Source organism: Cellulomonas sp. URHD0024 (genome assembly GCF_000426185.1).
Lineage (GTDB): Bacteria > Actinomycetota > Actinomycetes > Actinomycetales > Cellulomonadaceae > Cellulomonas.
On sequence record NZ_AUEW01000001.1, the window covers coordinates 788,977 to 804,962 of the forward strand.

The 15,986-nt window shown below is 71.8% G+C and carries 17 protein-coding genes; 9 read left to right on the plus strand and 8 right to left on the minus strand.

All coding sequences use genetic code 11. The features are described from left to right. Positions 1-600, plus strand: a complete 600-nt coding sequence (locus tag I847_RS0103700; RefSeq protein WP_028048615.1) for a DJ-1/PfpI family protein — start codon at positions 1-3, stop codon at positions 598-600. Next, the gene (locus I847_RS0103705) at positions 597-920 is read left to right on the plus strand and encodes an antibiotic biosynthesis monooxygenase (protein ID WP_028048616.1); all 324 of its coding nucleotides are present in this window, start codon (positions 597-599) and stop codon (positions 918-920) included. The genes I847_RS0103700 and I847_RS0103705 overlap by 4 nt, the downstream gene beginning before the upstream one ends. Here the strand turns inward: I847_RS0103705 and I847_RS0103710 are convergent. Further along, positions 911-2,272 (minus strand): dipeptidase, encoded by a 1,362-nt coding sequence (locus I847_RS0103710; RefSeq protein ID WP_028048617.1) that lies wholly within the window; start codon positions 2,270-2,272, stop codon positions 911-913. The two genes, I847_RS0103705 and I847_RS0103710, sit on opposite strands and share 10 nt — an antisense overlap. A 32-nt stretch (positions 2,273-2,304) precedes the next feature. On the opposite strand from I847_RS0103710, the gene I847_RS0103715 reads away from it, so the two are divergent. Further along, positions 2,305-2,880, plus strand: a complete 576-nt coding sequence (locus tag I847_RS0103715) for a DUF3043 domain-containing protein (protein WP_028048618.1) — start codon at positions 2,305-2,307, stop codon at positions 2,878-2,880. Between the two features lie 9 nt (positions 2,881-2,889). Then, complete coding sequence (locus I847_RS0103720; protein ID WP_028048619.1) at positions 2,890-3,900, plus strand: aldo/keto reductase family protein; 1,011 nt, start codon at positions 2,890-2,892, stop codon at positions 3,898-3,900. 3 nt (positions 3,901-3,903) lie between these two features. Here I847_RS0103720 and I847_RS21755 read toward each other — a convergent pair whose 3' ends face one another. Next, complete coding sequence (locus tag I847_RS21755; RefSeq protein ID WP_369751699.1) at positions 3,904-4,527, minus strand: YitT family protein; 624 nt, start codon at positions 4,525-4,527, stop codon at positions 3,904-3,906. 200 nt (positions 4,528-4,727) lie between these two features. Here I847_RS21755 and I847_RS0103730 point away from each other — a divergent pair, with 200 nt between their 5' ends. Beyond that, positions 4,728-6,188 carry a PLP-dependent aminotransferase family protein gene (locus I847_RS0103730; RefSeq protein ID WP_028048620.1) on the plus strand — a complete coding sequence of 487 codons (1,461 nt, stop codon included), beginning with the start codon at positions 4,728-4,730 and terminating at the stop codon, positions 6,186-6,188. On the opposite strand, the gene I847_RS0103735 is transcribed toward I847_RS0103730, so the two are convergent. The 4 genes from I847_RS0103735 to I847_RS0103750 are packed head-to-tail and all read right to left on the minus strand — an operon-like array spanning position 6,185 to position 8,226. Next, positions 6,185-6,397, minus strand: a complete 213-nt coding sequence (locus tag I847_RS0103735) for a hypothetical protein (RefSeq protein ID WP_028048621.1) — start codon at positions 6,395-6,397, stop codon at positions 6,185-6,187. The two genes, I847_RS0103730 and I847_RS0103735, sit on opposite strands and share 4 nt — an antisense overlap. Then, positions 6,397-7,461, minus strand: coding sequence for a quinone-dependent dihydroorotate dehydrogenase (locus I847_RS0103740; protein WP_028048622.1), 1,065 nt, complete (start codon positions 7,459-7,461; stop codon positions 6,397-6,399). Before I847_RS0103740 ends, I847_RS0103735 begins: the two co-directional genes overlap by 1 nt. Before the next feature lie 10 nt (positions 7,462-7,471). Next, positions 7,472-7,870 carry a hypothetical protein gene (locus I847_RS0103745; RefSeq protein WP_231384056.1) on the minus strand — a complete coding sequence of 133 codons (399 nt, stop codon included), beginning with the start codon at positions 7,868-7,870 and terminating at the stop codon, positions 7,472-7,474. Beyond that, positions 7,867-8,226 carry a hypothetical protein gene (locus I847_RS0103750; protein ID WP_028048624.1) on the minus strand — a complete coding sequence of 120 codons (360 nt, stop codon included), beginning with the start codon at positions 8,224-8,226 and terminating at the stop codon, positions 7,867-7,869. Before I847_RS0103750 ends, I847_RS0103745 begins: the two co-directional genes overlap by 4 nt. Positions 8,227-8,267: 41 nt before the next feature. Between I847_RS0103750 and I847_RS0103755 the strand changes: the two genes are divergently transcribed. Then, on the plus strand, positions 8,268-9,743 hold the full coding sequence (locus I847_RS0103755) for a leucyl aminopeptidase (RefSeq protein WP_028048625.1): 1,476 nt from the start codon (positions 8,268-8,270) through the stop codon (positions 9,741-9,743). A 10-nt stretch (positions 9,744-9,753) separates the two neighbouring features. Here I847_RS0103755 and I847_RS0103760 read toward each other — a convergent pair whose 3' ends face one another. Next, a complete protein-coding gene (locus I847_RS0103760) occupies positions 9,754-10,098 on the minus strand; it encodes a hypothetical protein (protein WP_028048626.1) in 345 nt (114 codons plus the stop codon). A gap of 170 nt (positions 10,099-10,268) precedes the next feature. Here I847_RS0103760 and lpdA point away from each other — a divergent pair, with 170 nt between their 5' ends. From lpdA to I847_RS0103775, 3 genes are all read left to right on the plus strand, one after another. Further along, positions 10,269-11,669 (plus strand): dihydrolipoyl dehydrogenase, encoded by a 1,401-nt coding sequence (gene lpdA / locus I847_RS0103765; RefSeq protein ID WP_369751700.1) that lies wholly within the window; start codon positions 10,269-10,271, stop codon positions 11,667-11,669. A gap of 30 nt (positions 11,670-11,699) precedes the next feature. Then, positions 11,700-13,544 (plus strand): 2-oxoglutarate dehydrogenase, E2 component, dihydrolipoamide succinyltransferase, encoded by a 1,845-nt coding sequence (sucB, locus tag I847_RS0103770; RefSeq protein ID WP_028048628.1) that lies wholly within the window; start codon positions 11,700-11,702, stop codon positions 13,542-13,544. A gap of 274 nt (positions 13,545-13,818) precedes the next feature. Continuing rightward, positions 13,819-14,712 (plus strand): TIGR01777 family oxidoreductase, encoded by an 894-nt coding sequence (locus tag I847_RS0103775; RefSeq protein WP_034609156.1) that lies wholly within the window; start codon positions 13,819-13,821, stop codon positions 14,710-14,712. A 3-nt stretch (positions 14,713-14,715) separates the two neighbouring features. Here I847_RS0103775 and I847_RS0103780 read toward each other — a convergent pair whose 3' ends face one another. Further along, positions 14,716-15,945: a hypothetical protein gene (locus I847_RS0103780; RefSeq protein WP_028048630.1), complete on the minus strand. Its 1,230-nt coding sequence runs from the start codon at positions 15,943-15,945 to the stop codon at positions 14,716-14,718. Between the last annotated feature and the right edge of the window lie 41 nt (positions 15,946-15,986).

The following is a 15,986-nucleotide window of genomic DNA, read 5'->3' on the forward strand; positions in this document are numbered from 1 at the left end:
GTGTCCACGGGGAACGGGCTGCGCGTCGGCATCTTCGTGTTCGACGGCGCCGAGGAGCTGGACGTCGTCGGACCCTACGAGGTGCTGAAGTACTGGGCGGACCACTCCGAGCTGCACCCCGAGGTCCTGACGTTCTCGCAGGACGGTGGCGGCGTGGTGTGCGCCAAGGGCCTCCGGCTGGTGCCCGACGCCTCCGTGGCAGCCCTCGGACCGCTGCACGTCCTGGTCTACCCCGGCGGCCACGGGACACGTCTCCTGCTGCGTCAGCCGGAGCACCTGGCGTGGGTGCACGCGATGCGCGCGACCACTCCGGTCCTTGCCAGCGTCTGCACCGGCGCACTCGTCTACGCGGCCGCCGGTCTCCTGAGCGGTCGCCCCGCGACCACGCACTGGGCGGCGTTCGACGAGCTGCTCGAGCTCGAACCGGACGTGCTCGCCGACACCGAGGCCCGGTTCGTCGACGACGGCGACCTCGTCACGTCGGCCGGGGTGTCGGCCGGGATCGACCTGGCGCTGCATCTCGTCGCGCGCCTCGAGTCCGTCGACGTGGCACGCGACGTCCGCCGCGGCATCCAGTACGACCCGCAGCCCCCGGTATGAGCGACCTGCTCGCCGCCCCGGTGCTCGAGCACGCCCTGCTGCCGGTCAGGGCCGGCCAGCACGAGGCATTCGAGCGTGCGCTGGAGCAGGCGCTGCCCCTCCTCGCCGAGATCCCCGGCTTCCGCGGGGTGCGGGTCTCACGGAGCGTCGAGAGCCCCGGCTCCTACCTGCTGCTCATGGGTTGGGAGTCGGTCGAGGCGCACACCGTCGGCTTCCGCGGCTCGCCGCAGTACGCCCGGTGGCGCGATCTTCTGCACCACTTCTACGACCCGTTCCCGGTCGTCGAGCACTTCGTCGTGGTGGACACCCTTCAGGCCTGAGCAAGCTTCTCGAGCAGGAGCGCCTCGGCGAGCACCACCTTGGCCAGCTCTGCGAGGTGCACCGACTCGTTCGCTCCGTGCGCTCGACTGTCCGGGTCCTCCACGCCTGTGACCAGGATGGATGCCTTCGGGAACACGTCGAGCAGCTCGGCGATGAACGGGATCGATCCCCCCACGCCGATGTCGACCGGCTCAATCCCCCACGACTGGGCGAAGGCCCACCGTGCAGCCTGCATCGCGGGCGAGTCGGTCGGCGCCTGGAACGGCTTGCCGGCCTCGCCGTCGGTGACGGTGACGTGGGCGCCGAACGGCGCGTGGTCGAGCAGGTGGGTGCGCAGCGCGGCCATCGCCGCCGTGGGGTCCTGACCGGGCGGGATGCGCACGGAGAGCTTGGCCGAGGCGCGCGGCGTGATCGTGTTCGACGCGGTCGCGACCCGGGGTGCGTCGAGACCGATGACACCGATCGCGGGCCGCGTCCAGAGTCGAGCCGTGATCGGCCCGGTACCGGCCAGTCGGACGCCGTCGAGCACACCAGCGTCGGCTCGGAACGCGGCCTCGTCGTAGTCGACGGTCGGGTCGGGCGCGCGCACCAGCCCGGCGACGGCGACGTCGCCGGCATCGTCGTGCAACGTCGCGATCAGGCGAGCCAGCAGGGTGGGCGCATCGAGGACTGCTCCGCCGAACATGCCCGAGTGCACCGCGTGGTCGAGCACGGCCACCTCGACGACGCAGTCGACCAGCCCGCGCAGCGACGTCGTCAGTCCCGGAACTCCTACGGCCCAGTTGTTCGAGTCGGCGACCACGATGACGTCGGCAGCGAGCAGGTCCCGGTGGGCGGTGAGGAAGGGCAGGAACGTGGGCGAGCCGATCTCCTCCTCGCCCTCGACGAACACCGTCACACCGACCGCGAGCTCGTCACCGAGCACGCGCAACGCTCCGACGTGCGCCATGACCCCGGACTTGTCGTCGGCAGCGCCACGCCCGTAGAGCCGGCCGGCGCGCTCCGTCGGCACGAACGGCGGGCTCTGCCAGTCGGCGTCCTCGCCGGGTGGCTGGACGTCGTGGTGCGCGTAGAGCAGGACGGTCGGGGCACCGACAGGTCCCGGGCGTCGGCCGACGACCGCCGGCGCGCCCCCGTCCACCTGCAGGACCTGGACGTCGTCGAAGCCGACCCCGCGCAGGAGGCCCGCGACCGCATCCGCGCTCGCCACGACGTGCGCCTGGTCGAACTCCGCGTTCGACACGCTGGGTATCCGCACCAGCGCCTCGAGATCTGCGCGCAGGGCACCGAAGAGGTCCGTCGTCCGCAGACGCAACGCCTCGGTCCGTTCGTCGGAAGCGATGTCAGTCACGGTTCAGCACGCTACTCGACTACCCTGGCGTCGTGCCCGGACGCAGCAATGACCAGCAGCCCGCCTTGTCGGAGGGCCCGAGCGAGCCCGTGGGCAAGGGGCGACCGACGCCGAAGCGCAAGGAGGCCGAGGCGGCCAACAAGCGTCCCCTGGTGAGCACGGACCGCAAGGGCGCGAACCGTGCACAGGCCGACGACCGCAAGAAGCAGCGGAGCCTCGAGTACCAGGCGATGCAGACCGGCGACGAGAAGCACATGCCGCTCAAGGACCGCGGCCCGCAGCGGCGGTTCATGCGCGATGTCGTCGACGCCCGCTGGAACCTCGGCGAGTTCGTGCTCCCGGTCGCCGTGGCGCTCATCGTCCTCCAGTTCGCGTTCCAGCAGACGCCCATCGCCTTCGGCGCGATCCTGGCGCTGTACGCCTACATGATCCTGTTCTCGATCGACTCCTGGTTCCTGTGGCGCAGCACGAAGAAGCGTCTGAAGGCGAAGTTCGGCGCCGACGTCGCGCTCAAGGGCGCGCCGTTCTACACGGTGACGCGAGCGCTCCAGATCCGCCGGTCCCGCCTGCCGAAGCCCCAGGTGAAGCGCGGCCAGTACCCCAGCTAGGGTCGAGGAATGGTTTCCTACCGCTTCCTCGGCCGCTCCGGCCTCAAGATCACCGAGATCACCTACGGCAACTGGCTCACGCACGGTTCGCAGGTGGAGAACGACACCGCGAAGGCGTGTGTCCGGGCCGCGCTCGACGCGGGCATCACGAGCTTCGACACCGCGGACGTCTACGCGAACACCAAGGCCGAGAGCGTCCTCGGCGAGGCGCTCAAGGGCGAACGGCGTGCCAGTCTGGAGATCTTCACCAAGGTCTACTGGCCGACCGGCCCCGGCGGCGCAAACGACTCGGGCCTGTCCCGCAAGCACATCCTCGAGTCGATCGACGGTTCGCTGCAGCGCCTGCAGACCGACTACGTCGATCTGTACCAGGCACACCGATATGACCAGTCCACGCCGCTCGAGGAGACGATGCAGGCGTTCGCGGACGTCGTCCGTGCCGGCAAGGCTCTCTACATCGGGGTCAGCGAGTGGACCGCGGACCAGATCCGTGCCGGGCACGCCCTGGCCCAGGAGCTCGGCATCCACCTGGTCTCGAACCAGCCGCAGTACTCGGCCCTCTGGCGGGTCATCGAGGGCGAGGTGGTCCCGACGTCGGCCGAGCTCGGCCTCTCGCAGATCGTCTGGTCCCCCGTCGCGCAGGGTGTGCTCACCGGCAAGTACCTGCCCGATCAGCCCGTGCCCGCCGGGTCGCGGGCTACCGACGAGAAGGGGGGCGCAGGGTTCATCGGGCGCATCCTCGCTCGCCCGCAGGTGCTCCCGCGCGTCCAGAAGCTGCGGCCCGTCGCGGACGAGCTCGGCCTCACGATGGCTCAGCTGGCCGTCGCCTGGGTGCTCCAGAACACGAACGTCGCCTCCGCCATCATCGGCGCCTCTCGTCCCGAGCAGGTCACGGAGAACGTCAAGGCGTCCGGCGTCGTCATCCCGCCCGAGCTCCTCAAGCGCATCGACACGGTCCTGGGCGACTCGGTCGTCAACGACCCCGCCGAGACGGCCCTGGGCGCGCCGGGTCCGCGCTGATCCTCAGACCGGCACGACGGCCGGCTCCGCAGCCGCGGCGTCGGCCGTCGGCACGGTGAACCGCGGCAGGAACACGTGCACGAGCGGTCCGATGGCCACCGCGTACAGCACCGTGGCAGGCCCGAAGGTGCCCCCGAGGATCCATCCGGCGGAGATCACGACGACCTCGATCCCGGTGCGGACGAGCCGGATCGACCAGCCCGTCCGCGCGACCAGACCCGTCATCAGCCCGTCGCGCGGACCCGGCCCGAGGCGGGCGCCGACGTAGAGACCGGTCGCCAGGCCGTTGAGGACGATCCCGGCGACCGCCAGCGCGCCGCGCGCACCGAGGGGCAGCGGGTCGGGCAGCCGGTCGAGAACGCCGAGGAACGGGTCGACGAGGATGCTGATCACCGCGACGTTGGCCACCGTCCCGATACCCGGGCGCTGACGCAGCGGGATCCAGCAGGTCAGGACGACGACGCCGGTCAGCAGCGTCACCATCCCGAACGACAGACCCGTGTGCGCGACGATCCCCTGGGTCAGCACGTCCCACGGCATGGAGCCCAGCCCGGCGTGCACGACCATCGCGATCGACGCCGCGTAGAGCACGAGCCCACCGAGGAGCTGCCCGGACCTGCGGGTCACCGGAAGTTCCATTCGGTCCACCCGTACCGCGGCTCACGCTGCGGTCGAGGACGACGCCGACGCCGCATCGCCGTCGTGGCGGTCACGATCGACGCTGTCAGCACGAGTATCAGAATAATCGATAGCCACATGTCCATGGTCGCCAAGCCTGCGCGGCGATTGGCCTTCCTGGACATAGCCACTTGTGCAAGAGTGGCTCCATGACGATGACCGACCTGCCGGCCGACCGCCGGATCAGCGGCCGGCGGCTGCAGTCCGTGCTCGGTGCCTGGCAGCGTCCCGGCCCGGCCTACATCGCTCTCGCGGACGCGCTGCGTGCGGCGATCCTGTCGGGCTCGGTTCCCCTCAGCACCCGCCTGCCGAGCGAACGCGAGCTCGCTGAGGCCGCCGGGATCTCCCGGACCACCACCACGGCCACGTACGGACTGCTTCGCGACGAGGGCTACCTGGCCAGTCGGCGCGGCTCCGGCACCGTCACCACGCTGCCGAGCGATCGCGGCGCACGAGGGACGTTCCCGAAGCCCCACGACGACGAGCCGGGCGTCGTGGACCTGTCGATGGCGGCTCCGTCGGCCCCGTCCGTGCTGCACAGCGCCTACCTCGCGGCACTCGACGCACTCCCCCGTCACCTGACGGGGACCGGGTACGCGCCCCTCGGGCTGACCGTCCTGCGCGAGGCCATCGCCGCGTGGTACTCGGTCCGCGGCACACCCACGACGCCGGACCAGATCCTGGTGACCACGGGTGCGCAGCAGGCGATCCACCTCCTCGTGCACGCCCACGCCGGCCCGGGTGACCGTGTCGTCGTCGAGCACCCCACCTACCCGCACGCGATCGAGGTGGTCCGGGGCGCCGGCGCGCGTCCGGTGCCCGTGCCGTCCGGGGAGCGTGGGCTCGACATCGACCTGCTCGAGTCGACCATCCGCCAGGTCGCCCCCCGGCTCGTGTACCTGGTGCCCGACCATCGCAACCCGACGGGCACCTCGCTCGACGACGACGAGCGCGCCGCCGTGCGCGCGTTGGCTCGGCGGTACCGCACGACCGTCGTCGGCGACGAGGTCCTGACCGAGCTGACGATCGACGGGCCCGCACCCTCGTCGTTCGCCGGCGACGGGACCGGGTCGGCGTTCGTCGTCTCTATCGGGTCGGCGTCCAAGTCGTTCTGGGGCGGCTTGCGGGTCGGCTGGGTCCGCGGTCACCCGGACCTCGTGGCCCGGCTGGCCTCGGCGCGTGCGACCGTCGACATCGGCACGCCGCTGCTCGAGCAGCTCGTGGTCGCCGAGCTTCTCGCGCGGCCCGTGGACCTGCTCGACCGCCGACGCGCCGTCCTGCGCGAGCACCGCGACCTCCTGGCCGGCCTGCTGCTCGACCGGCTGCCCTCCTGGCACTTCGAGCTCCCGCGCGGCGGCCTGTCGCTGTGGGTCGATCTGGGCGCACCGGCCTCCAGCGCACTCGCCGCGATCTCGGTCCGGCACGGCGTGCGGATCGTGCCCGGGACGGCCTTCGGCGTGGACGGCAGCTTCGAGCAGAACCTGCGGGTCCCGTTCACGACGTCCCATGACGAGCTGCGCCGCGGCGTCGCGGCGCTCGCGGACGCGTGGGCGAACCTCGGCATCACCGAGCCGGGCCGCGGTGCGGCCCGCGTGCACGCCATGGTCTAGGTGTAGGGCAGCGTCAGCGTCGGTGTCGCCTGCGTGCCTTCGTGCAGCAGGCGGACCGCGTGCACGCCCTGCGCAGCGAGGGTGCGCCAGTGCTCCCCCAGCCACTGCTCGGCGTCGTACTGGGTGGTGAAGACGGGGCTCACCGGGCTGCTGACCGGCTCGGTGTCCGCACCGTCGAACCGCCACTCCCACTGCGGCCGGAGCACCATCACGCGACCGCCCTGCGTTGCGCGGGCGATCGGAGGGCCTGGTCGGCACCGAGCGCGCGGCTGATGCGGGACGGCCAGAACGGGCCCTGGTAGATCAGGCCCGTGTAGGCCTGGACCAGGGTCGCGCCGACGGCGACGTACTCGCGCGCGTCCGCCGCCGTCGTGATGCCGCCGACGCCGACGATCACCGCCTCCGGGCCAAGCCTGTTGCGCAGGCGTGCGACCACGTCCAGCCCGCGGGCCAGCACGGGCGGACCCGACAGGCCACCCGCGCCGAGGTCGTGGGCGATCGTGGTGTTCACCGCGACGATCCCCTCGAGCCCGAGCTCGGCCGCGAGCTCGGCAACGGCGTCGACGTCCTCGTCGGACAGGTCCGGCGCGATCTTCACCAGGAGCGGGACCGCAGGCTTGCCCGCCGCCGCGGTCGCCTCGTCGGCCGCGACACGCGTCGCCTCCAGGATCGGGCGCAGCGCCTCGACGGACTGCAGGTCACGCAGGCCCGGTGTGTTCGGGGAGGAGACGTTGACCACGAGGTAGTCCGCATAGGGAGCCAGCCGTCCGGCGCTCGCCGCGTAGTCGACAGGCGCCTGCTCGGTCGGCGTGACCTTGGTCTTGCCGATGTTCACCCCGACCACGAGCCGACGACCTGCCGGAGTCGCACGCAGCCGGCGCAGGCGCGCTGCCACCTCGGCGGAACCCTCGTTGTTGAAGCCCATCCTGTTGCGCAGTGCGCGCTGCTCGAGCACCCGCCACAGCCGCGGCGGCTCGTTCCCCGGTTGGGGGTGCGCGGTCACCGTCCCCACCTCGACGAAGCCGAATCCCAGCATCGTCATGCCGAGGATGCCCTGGGCGTTCTTGTCGAACCCGGCGGCGAGGCCGAACCGGGACGGGAAACGACGGCCGAACACCTGGACCGCACCCTGTGCCGGCGGCGCGAACACGCGGGCGACGAGTCCTCGCAGCAGCGGGACACGCGCGACCCCACGGATCAGGCCGAACGAGAGCTCGTGCGCACGCTCGGGGTCCATGCGGCGGAATACGACGTCGAAGAGCAGGCGGTACACGCACTCAACCCTAGGTGGTCTCCGCGGGTCGGCCGGTCCGCCAGAGCCAGAGCAGCCCGAGGAACGGCAAGATCACCGGGATGTAGCCGTAGCCCTGTCCGAACGCCGACCACACGGTCTCGTCAGGGAAGTCGTCGACGACGGTCAGGGACAGGACACCCACCGTCAGGACGCCGACGAGCTCGATGCTCACCGCCCACCACGCGGCAGTCCGCCAGTCCTTCGCCAGGGCGATCGTGGCGACGATGTAGACCAGTCCCGCGGCGAGCGAGAGCAGGTAGGCGACGGGCGCCTCGTGGAGCTTCGTCGCGACTTGGTAGAGGCCGCGTGCAGTCGCGGCCAGCGCGAGGATGCCGTAGACGGCGACGAGCAGGCGTCCCGGTCCGCTGGCGGTCGAACGGGTCTTCACACGGTCCCCCAGATCTGCAGGAGTCGGTACTCCAGGAATGCGACGGTCAGTGCGCCGACGAGCAGCACGACGCTGCTCCACCGGGTGCGCTCCGCGAAGGCCCACGCTGCGGCGATCGGCAGGATGAGCAGCTGCGTCAGGACGTACCCCCACAGGAGCACCCCGTCGACGTCCGGAGCCTGGGTGGCGGCAAGGACTCCGGCGACGATCGCCTGGACCACGAGCACCGCCTCGACCACCGCACCGCCCCACAGCTGACGCAGGACCACGGCGCGGTCGCGCACGACGAACCACAGGGCCCAGGCGCCGAGCACGGCGCACAGGCCGACGACGAGCAGCGCGAGGGGGACGATCACGGTGCCCCACCGTACCGGCGCGCCGACCTATAGTCGGACGCGTGACCGTGACGCTGACCTCACAGGACCCTGCCCGCCTCGTCGTCGACGCCCTGGTCGTCGCCGTCAGCCAGCAGGACGGCGCACCCGTCGTCCTCGGCGCCGACCAGCTGCCCAAGGAGCTTCGTACGCTCCTGGCGTCGTCTGCGTCGGCCCTCGGCGTCACCGGCGCTGCAGACGAGGTCCGTCGGCTGCCCGGCACCGGCCTCGTCGCCCCGGTGCTCGTCCTGACGGGGGTCGGCGCCGGCCCGCTCACACCGGAGGCCCTGCGCCGGGCGGCCGGTGCCGCGACCCGCGACCTCGCCGGAACCGCGAGCGTGGGCCTCGCACTTCCCGCCGACGACGCCGAGTCCGTGGCGGCCGTCGCCGAGGGCGCCCTCCTCGGCGCGTACTCCTACACGCGCTACAGCGCCTCGGCGAAGGCGCCCGTCGGGGAGATCCAGATCGTCACCAAGCACCCGCGCGACCGAGCCGCCAAGGCTGCGGTCGACCGGGCCTCGGTGGTCGCTGCCGCGGTGCACGGCACCCGCGACCTGGTGAACACCGCTCCGAACGACCTCTACCCCGCGGCGTTCGCAGACCTCGCCAAGGCTGCGGTCAAGGACTCGGGCGCCAAGGGTCTGCGGGTCACGGTCGTCGACGACAAGGCGTTGCTCGCGGGCGGGTACGGCGGTCTCACGGGCGTCGGACAGGGCTCGTCGCGCGGTCCGCGGCTGGTCAAGGTCGCCTACTCGCCGTCGCGCGCCAAGGGCAAGGTCGCGCTCGTCGGCAAGGGCATCACGTTCGACTCGGGCGGCATCTCGATCAAGCCGGCCGCGGGCATGGAGGCGATGAAGTCCGACATGGCCGGTGCGGCCGCCGTGCTGCACACGGTCGTCGCGGCGGCTCGTCTCGAGCTCCCCGTCGCGGTCACGGGTTGGCTCTGCCTGGCGGAGAACATGCCGTCCGGGACCGCCCAGCGGCCGTCGGACGTCATCACGATCCGCGGCGGCAAGACCGTCGAGGTGCTCAACACGGATGCCGAGGGCCGCCTGGTGCTGGCCGACGGGCTCGTCGAGGCGGTCGGCGAGAAGCCGGACGTGGTCCTCGACATCGCGACCCTCACGGGCGCGCAGGTCATCGCGCTCGGCCACCGCGTGTCCGCGGTGATGGGCACGGACGACGTGCGAGCCGAGGTCGTCGCGGCCGCAGGCGCGTCCGGTGAGCAGTTCTGGCCGATGCCGCTGCCTGCCGACCTGCGCGCCGGGCTGAAGTCCAAGGTCGCCGACATCGCCAACATCAGCGACCGGTTCGGCGGCATGCTCACCGCGGGGATCTTCCTGCAGGAGTTCGTCGGTCAGACGCCGTGGGCGCACCTGGACATCGCCGGTCCGGCGTACAACGAGCGCAGCGCCCATGGGTACACCGCCGTCGGCGGCACGGGCGTCGGCGTCCGCACGATGCTGAGCCTCATCGAAGGCCGGGTCCCGCAGGCCTAGGAACCGGCTGTCAGACGCCGTTGGCGCGCTTCCGCAGGATGCGCTGGCGGGAGTTGTAGTCGCGGACGCGCTGCGGGTAGCCGGTGCGCTGCACGTCGTAGATCGGGATGCTCATCTCGCGCGCGATCTCCGCGGCGGCCTCACCGTCCGGCACGCGTCGACGCGTCCACTCCCCGTCCGTCGCGACGAGCATCACGGTGGTGGGCGTGGAGTTGGTGCGCGGTTCGACGTACGCCTCCACCCCGACCCGGGTGAGGATGAACTCCTTGAGGTGCGCGACCGTGGCGTCTCGGGCGGAACGGTCGGTCGGTGCGTCGTTGGCCGGCGGGTGCTTCCGACGAGAGAACAGGCCCATGCCGCCTGAGGGTACATTCCGCGCCCCTGCGGGGCCTGTGACGCACCAGACGGAACAGCAGTCATGGGACGACTGTTCCGAGGGTCACATGAGCGCGCCGAGCGTCCGGGTCGTTCGGGACCTGCGGGGATGACAAGATGGTCGGCGAGCTTGAGACCACCCGTCTGCGTATGAGGAGTCTGCACGTGGCCGACACCAACGGCACCGCTTTCGACATCGTCGTCCTGGGCGGAGGCAGCGGCGGCTACGCGGCTGCGCTCCGGGCCGCCCAGCTGGGGAAGTCCGTCGCACTTGTCGAGGCCGACAAGGTCGGCGGCACCTGCCTGCACGTGGGCTGCATCCCCACCAAGGCGCTGCTGCACGCCGCCGAGCTGGCCGACCACGCCCGCGAGGGCGCGCACTACGGCGTCCACACCACGCTCGAGAAGATCGACATGGCGGGCGTCAACGAGTACAAGGCGACCGTGATCGGCCGCCTGTACAAGGGACTGCAGGGCCTCATCAAGTCCCGCAACATCACCGTCTTCGAGGGCTACGGCAAGCTCGTCGCCAAGGACACGGTCGAGGTCGACGGCCAGCGCATCACCGGTCAGAACATCATCCTCGGCACCGGCTCCTACGCGCGGACCCTGCCCGGCCTCGAGATCGGCGGCCGAGTCATCACGTCCGACCAGGCGCTGCAGCTCGACTGGGTGCCCAAGTCCGTGATCGTGCTCGGCGGCGGCGTCATCGGCTCCGAGTTCGCCTCCGTCTGGAAGTCCTTCGGGGCCGACGTCACGATCATCGAGGCGCTCCCGCACCTCGTCGCGAACGAGGACGAGGCGCTGTCCAAGGCGTTCGAGCGCCAGTTCCGCAAGCGCGGCATCACGTTCAACCTCGGCGTCCGGTTCGCCGGCGTCACGCAGGACGACAACGGCGTGCACGTCTCGCTCGAGGACGGCAAGACGTTCGACGCCGAGCTCCTGCTCGTCGCCGTCGGCCGCGGTCCCCGGACCTCGGGCCTCGGCTACGAGGACCAGGGCATCACGCTCGACCGCGGGTTCGTCATCACGAACGACCGCCTCCACACGGGCGTCGGCAACATCTACGCCGTCGGCGACATCGTGCCCGGCCTGCAGCTGGCGCACCGCGGGTTCGCCCAGGGCATCTTCGTCGCCGAGGAGATCGCCGGGCTCAACCCGGCGACGATCGTCGAGTCGGGAATCCCCCGCGTGACGTACTCCGACCCCGAGGTCGCGTCGGTGGGCCTCACGGAGGCACGCGCCAAGGAGGTGCACGGTGCAGACAACGTCGAGATCCTCGAGTACAACCTCGGCGGCAACGGCAAGAGCCAGATCCTGGGCACGCAGGGCTTCGTGAAGCTCGTCCGCCAGAAGGACGGCCCCGTCATCGGCGTCCACATGATCGGCGCGCGCGTCGGCGAGCTCATCGGAGAGGGCCAGCTCATCGTGAACTGGGAGGCCTACCCCGAGGACGTCGCCTCGCTCGTGCACGCACACCCGACGCAGAACGAGGCTCTCGGAGAGGCGCACCTCGCCCTCGCCGGCAAGCCGCTGCACGCCCACAACTGACCACACGATTCGAAGGAGACACGAGCGGTCATGTCCGACAACGTGCAGCTGCCCGCCCTCGGTGAGTCCGTCACCGAAGGCACCGTCACCCGCTGGCTGAAGAACGTCGGCGACACGGTGGAGGTCGACGAGCCGCTGCTCGAGATCTCGACCGACAAGGTCGACACCGAGATCCCGTCGCCGTTCGCCGGGGTCCTCGAGCAGATCCTGGTCCAGGAGGACGAGACCGTCGAGGTCGGCGCGACGCTGGCCGTGATCGGCTCCGGCTCCGGTTCGCAGTCGGGTTCCGACGAGGGGTCGTCGGCCTCCGGCGAGGGATCGTCGGCTCCCGCCGAGGCTGAGGCGCCCGCCGAGGCTGAGGCGCCTGCGGAGCAGGCACCCGCCGAGGAGTCCGCCGCCGAGGTCTCACCCGTGCAGTCGACCGAGGAGCACGAGGAGCCCGCTGCGGCTCCGGCGGCGTCGTCGGACGGCGGTGGCACCGGCGAGAACGTCACCCTTCCCGCACTGGGCGAGTCCGTCACCGAGGGCACCGTCACGCGTTGGCTCAAGAGCGTCGGCGACACGGTCGAGGTCGACGAGCCGCTGCTCGAGATCTCCACCGACAAGGTCGACACCGAGATCCCGTCGCCGTTCGCCGGGGTGCTCGAGCAGATCCTGGTCCAGGAGGACGAGACCGTCGAGGTCGGCGCGACGCTGGCCGTCATCGGCTCCGGTTCGGGTGGATCCGGCTCCGCTTCGTCGGCACCGGCCGAGGCTGCACCGGCACCCCAGCCCGTGTCCGCACCCGCCGCTGCCGAGCCTGCCCCGGAGCCGCAGACGGCGCCCGAGCCGTCGGCGGAGCAGGAGTCGGCCGCGCCCGCTCCTGCACCCGCCACCCCGGCACCGGTCCCCGCGACCCCTGCTCCGGTCCCGGCGACCCCTCCGGCGGCGCCCCAGGCCTCCGGCAGCTACCTCACCCCGCTCGTCCGCAAGCTCGCGGCCGAGAAGGGCGTCGACGTCTCGACCCTCGCCGGGACCGGCGTCGGTGGGCGCATCCGCAAGGAGGACGTCCTCGATGCGGCAGCCCAGGCAGAGGCCGCGGCCAAGGCGGCGGCTGCGCCGGCACCCGCTCCGGCTCCTGCTGCCCCGCAGAAGTCCGCTGCTGCCGTCGTCTCACCGCTGCGCGGGACGACCGAGAAGGCCAGCCGGCTCCGGCAGATCATCGCCGAGCGCATGGTCGACGCACTGCACTCGCAGGCGCAGCTGACCACGGTCGTGGAGGTGGACGTCACCAAGATCGCGCGCCTGCGGGCCAAGGCCAAGGGTGAGTTCTCCGCACGCGAGGGCGTCAACCTCACGTTCCTGCCGTTCTTCGTGCTCGCGGCGATCGAGAGCCTCAAGGCATACCCGAAGATCAACGGCGTCCTCGAGGGCAACACGATCACGTACCACGGCGAGGAGAACGTCGGCATCGCGGTCGACACCGAGCGTGGCCTCCTGGTCCCGGTCATCCGCGACGCCGGAGACCTCAACCTCGCCGGTATCGCCCGCAAGATCGTCGACCTCGCCGGTCGCACCCGCCAGAACAAGGTGACCCCGGACGAGCTCAGCGGTGCCACGTTCACGGTGACCAACACCGGCTCGGGCGGGGCGATCATCGACACGCCGATCGTCCCGGGCGGGACGTCGGCGATCCTCGGAACCGGAGCGATCGTCAAGCGCCCGGTCGTCATCCTGGACGCGGACGGCGCCGAGGTCATCGCCATCCGCTCGATGTGCTACCTCTCGCTGTCCTACGACCACCGCCTGGTCGACGGTGCGGACGCGTCCCGCTACCTGAGCGCGGTCAAGGCCCGTCTCGAGGAGGGTGCGTTCGATTCCGAGGTCGGTCTCTGACGCCCGATGCCAGCAGGGCCGCGGCCCGGATCCCTTGCGGGATCCGGGCCGCGGTGCTTCGTCGCCAAGGGCACGCGTTCCGACCTAGCGGCACTGGGGACGAGTGGGGCCAGCGGGACGCATGAGACACCTCATGCGTCCCAGCGCTCACTCCTGTCCCATGCGGCGCTAGGTTCGCGCGCCGCGCGACGGACCCCGGGCGACGAGGCCGAGGTCGGTGCGACCGGACCGCCTCGACCGGCCGCGGCAACGCGTCGCCCGTAGGGTGAGCGCCATGCAGGTCGTGGTGGCGGGGTCGCACGGGTTCATCGGTGGAGCACTGGTGCCTCAGCTCCGGCGCGACGGCCACCTGGTCCGGGTGCTGGTACGCGGGGAGACGCGCAGTCCCGACGAGATCCGGTGGGACCCGGACGCGGATCGGCTCGACCCGGCGGCTCTGGGCTGGGCGGATGCGGTGATCAACCTCGCGGGCGTCAACCCGGGCAGCCGACTGCTGACTCAGGCTCGCAAGCGGCTGATCGTCTCGTCGCGCGTGAACACCACCCGGTTGCTCTCGCGGACGCTCGCGACGCTCGAGAGGGACCGGCACCGCGTGCTGCTGCAGGCGTCCGGGATCGGCGCGTACGGCTCGCGCGGCGAGGACGAGCTCGACGAGGACGAGCCGCTGGGCACCACGTTCTTCGCCGGCGTCGTGCGCCAGTGGGAGGCCGCGACCGCGAGCGGGCAGGAGGCGGGCGTCCGGGTGGTGCACCTGCGCACGGGCGTCGTGCTCAGCTCGCACGGCGGCGCGCTCGGGCGGTTGCTGCCGCTGATCAAGCTCGGCGTCGGAGGGCGGTTCGGAGACGGACGACAGTTCTGGCCGTGGATCACGCTCACCGACGAGGTCCGGGCCATCGAGCACCTGCTGACCTCCGAGGTCCACGGGCCGGTCAACCTCGTGACCGCGGCCGATCGCAACGCCGACGTCGTCAGGGCGCTGGCGAAGGCGCTGCACCGTCCTGCCGTCGTGCCGGTCCCGGCGTTCGCGCTGCGCGCGGTGCTCCGCGACTTCTCGTCCGAGGTGCTGGGTTCCAACCGCGCCGTCCCGCGGGTCCTCGAGGCGGACGGTTTCCGGCCCACGCACCCCGACCTCGCGACCGCTGCACACTGGGTCGCGGCCGGCGGCTGACCCTCAGCGTGCGGGCTCGGTGACGTCCCAGACGCGCCAGCCGTCGTCGGTCCAGCGCAGCCCGAGGACCACGGTGCGAGCCGGGTCGGGACCCGAAGCGGTCGACATCGCGGCCGTCACGGCGACGTCGGTGGTCGACCCGCGGGTGCCGTCCTCCGCGACGAGCCAGGCGTCCTGGATGTCCACGGCGAGGCCCTTCGTGCGCGCCGGGTCGAGAGCGGCCAGCAGCGCCGCGTCGACAGCATGCGCAGGTCCGTCCGCGATCTCGACCTGGGTGAGCCGATCAGCGTCCGCCTCGCCGATCGCGGCCGCGCGGATCCGGCTGAGCTCGATCGCCGCTGCGACCGGGTCCCGCTCGTCCGTCAGCGCGCTCGCCGGGGAGCCTGCGGTCGAGAGCAGCCGCCACCCGGCGAGACCGAGTCCCAGCGCCGCGACGCACACCAGCGCGAGGAACCGCGTCGGGAACCGTCGCCCGGACGAGCGTCGGGTCGGTGCGGTGGGCGGACGGCGGGCGCTCGTCAGGAGTGCGGACGAGGCGAGCGACCCGGCGTCCGGAAGCTGGAGGGCTTCGGGCTGGACGGCGTGGAAGCACGCCTCGGCCAGCATCGCCGCGTCGACCGAGGGTCGGGCGAGGGTGTCGATCAGCGCGTCGCGCAGCACGAGCCCGCCGGCCAGGAGGTGGACGTCGGCATGCGGCAGCTGCGCGATCACGACGGCCGCCAGTGCCGCCAGGTCCTCGGCCGGCGTGGAGGCGCCGACGACGACGCCGCGCAGGTCGCCCAGGATCGGACGTCCGTCGGGCCGCACGAGGATCGACGCCCTGTCGACCGCCCCGTGCACGAGGCCGGCGTCGTGCAGCGCGCCGAGGGCTCCCGCCACAGGGATGGCGACCGTTGCGGCCTCACCGTCGGTGAGCGGCGCTCGCGCCGCTCGGATCTGCGCCAACGAGAGCGCCTCGACATCCTCGACGAGCAGACCGACCCGGCCGGGGGTGAGCTCGGTCGCGTCGAGGAGCCGGACGAGGTGGTCGTGGCGCACCCCGCGCAACCGGGCCACGCGGGCGACGAGCGCATCGTCCTGCACGTCCGCGTCCATCGCGTGCAGCTGGACGCGGTGGCCGGTGCCGTCCACCGCGACCGCGAGCCAGCGGTCCGGGTCCAGCAGAGTGGTCGCTCGAAGACCGAGCCTGGCCAGGGCGTTCTCGACCTCAGCCGGCACCACCGTCGCATCCATCCCGCCATCCAAGCGAGGTCGGGTCCGGCCCGTCGGCGGTC

Bases quoted from the DNA above. Each gene is read 5' to 3' on its own strand.
- lpdA (WP_369751700.1), top strand. From the start codon at position 10,269: ATGAGGAGTCTGCACGTGGCCGACACCAACGGCACCGCTTTCGACATC.
- I847_RS0103705 (WP_028048616.1), top strand. From the start codon at position 597: ATGAGCGACCTGCTCGCCGCCCCGGTGCTCGAGCACGCCCTGCTGCCG.
- I847_RS0103730 (WP_028048620.1), top strand. From the start codon at position 4,728: ATGACGATGACCGACCTGCCGGCCGACCGCCGGATCAGCGGCCGGCGG.
- I847_RS0103720 (WP_028048619.1), top strand. From the start codon at position 2,890: ATGGTTTCCTACCGCTTCCTCGGCCGCTCCGGCCTCAAGATCACCGAG.
- sucB (WP_028048628.1), top strand. From the start codon at position 11,700: ATGTCCGACAACGTGCAGCTGCCCGCCCTCGGTGAGTCCGTCACCGAA.
- I847_RS0103775 (WP_034609156.1), top strand. From the start codon at position 13,819: ATGCAGGTCGTGGTGGCGGGGTCGCACGGGTTCATCGGTGGAGCACTG.
- I847_RS0103760 (WP_028048626.1), bottom strand. From the start codon at position 10,098: ATGGGCCTGTTCTCTCGTCGGAAGCACCCGCCGGCCAACGACGCACCG.
- I847_RS0103735 (WP_028048621.1), bottom strand. From the start codon at position 6,397: ATGGTGCTCCGGCCGCAGTGGGAGTGGCGGTTCGACGGTGCGGACACC.
- I847_RS0103780 (WP_028048630.1), bottom strand. From the start codon at position 15,945: ATGGATGCGACGGTGGTGCCGGCTGAGGTCGAGAACGCCCTGGCCAGG.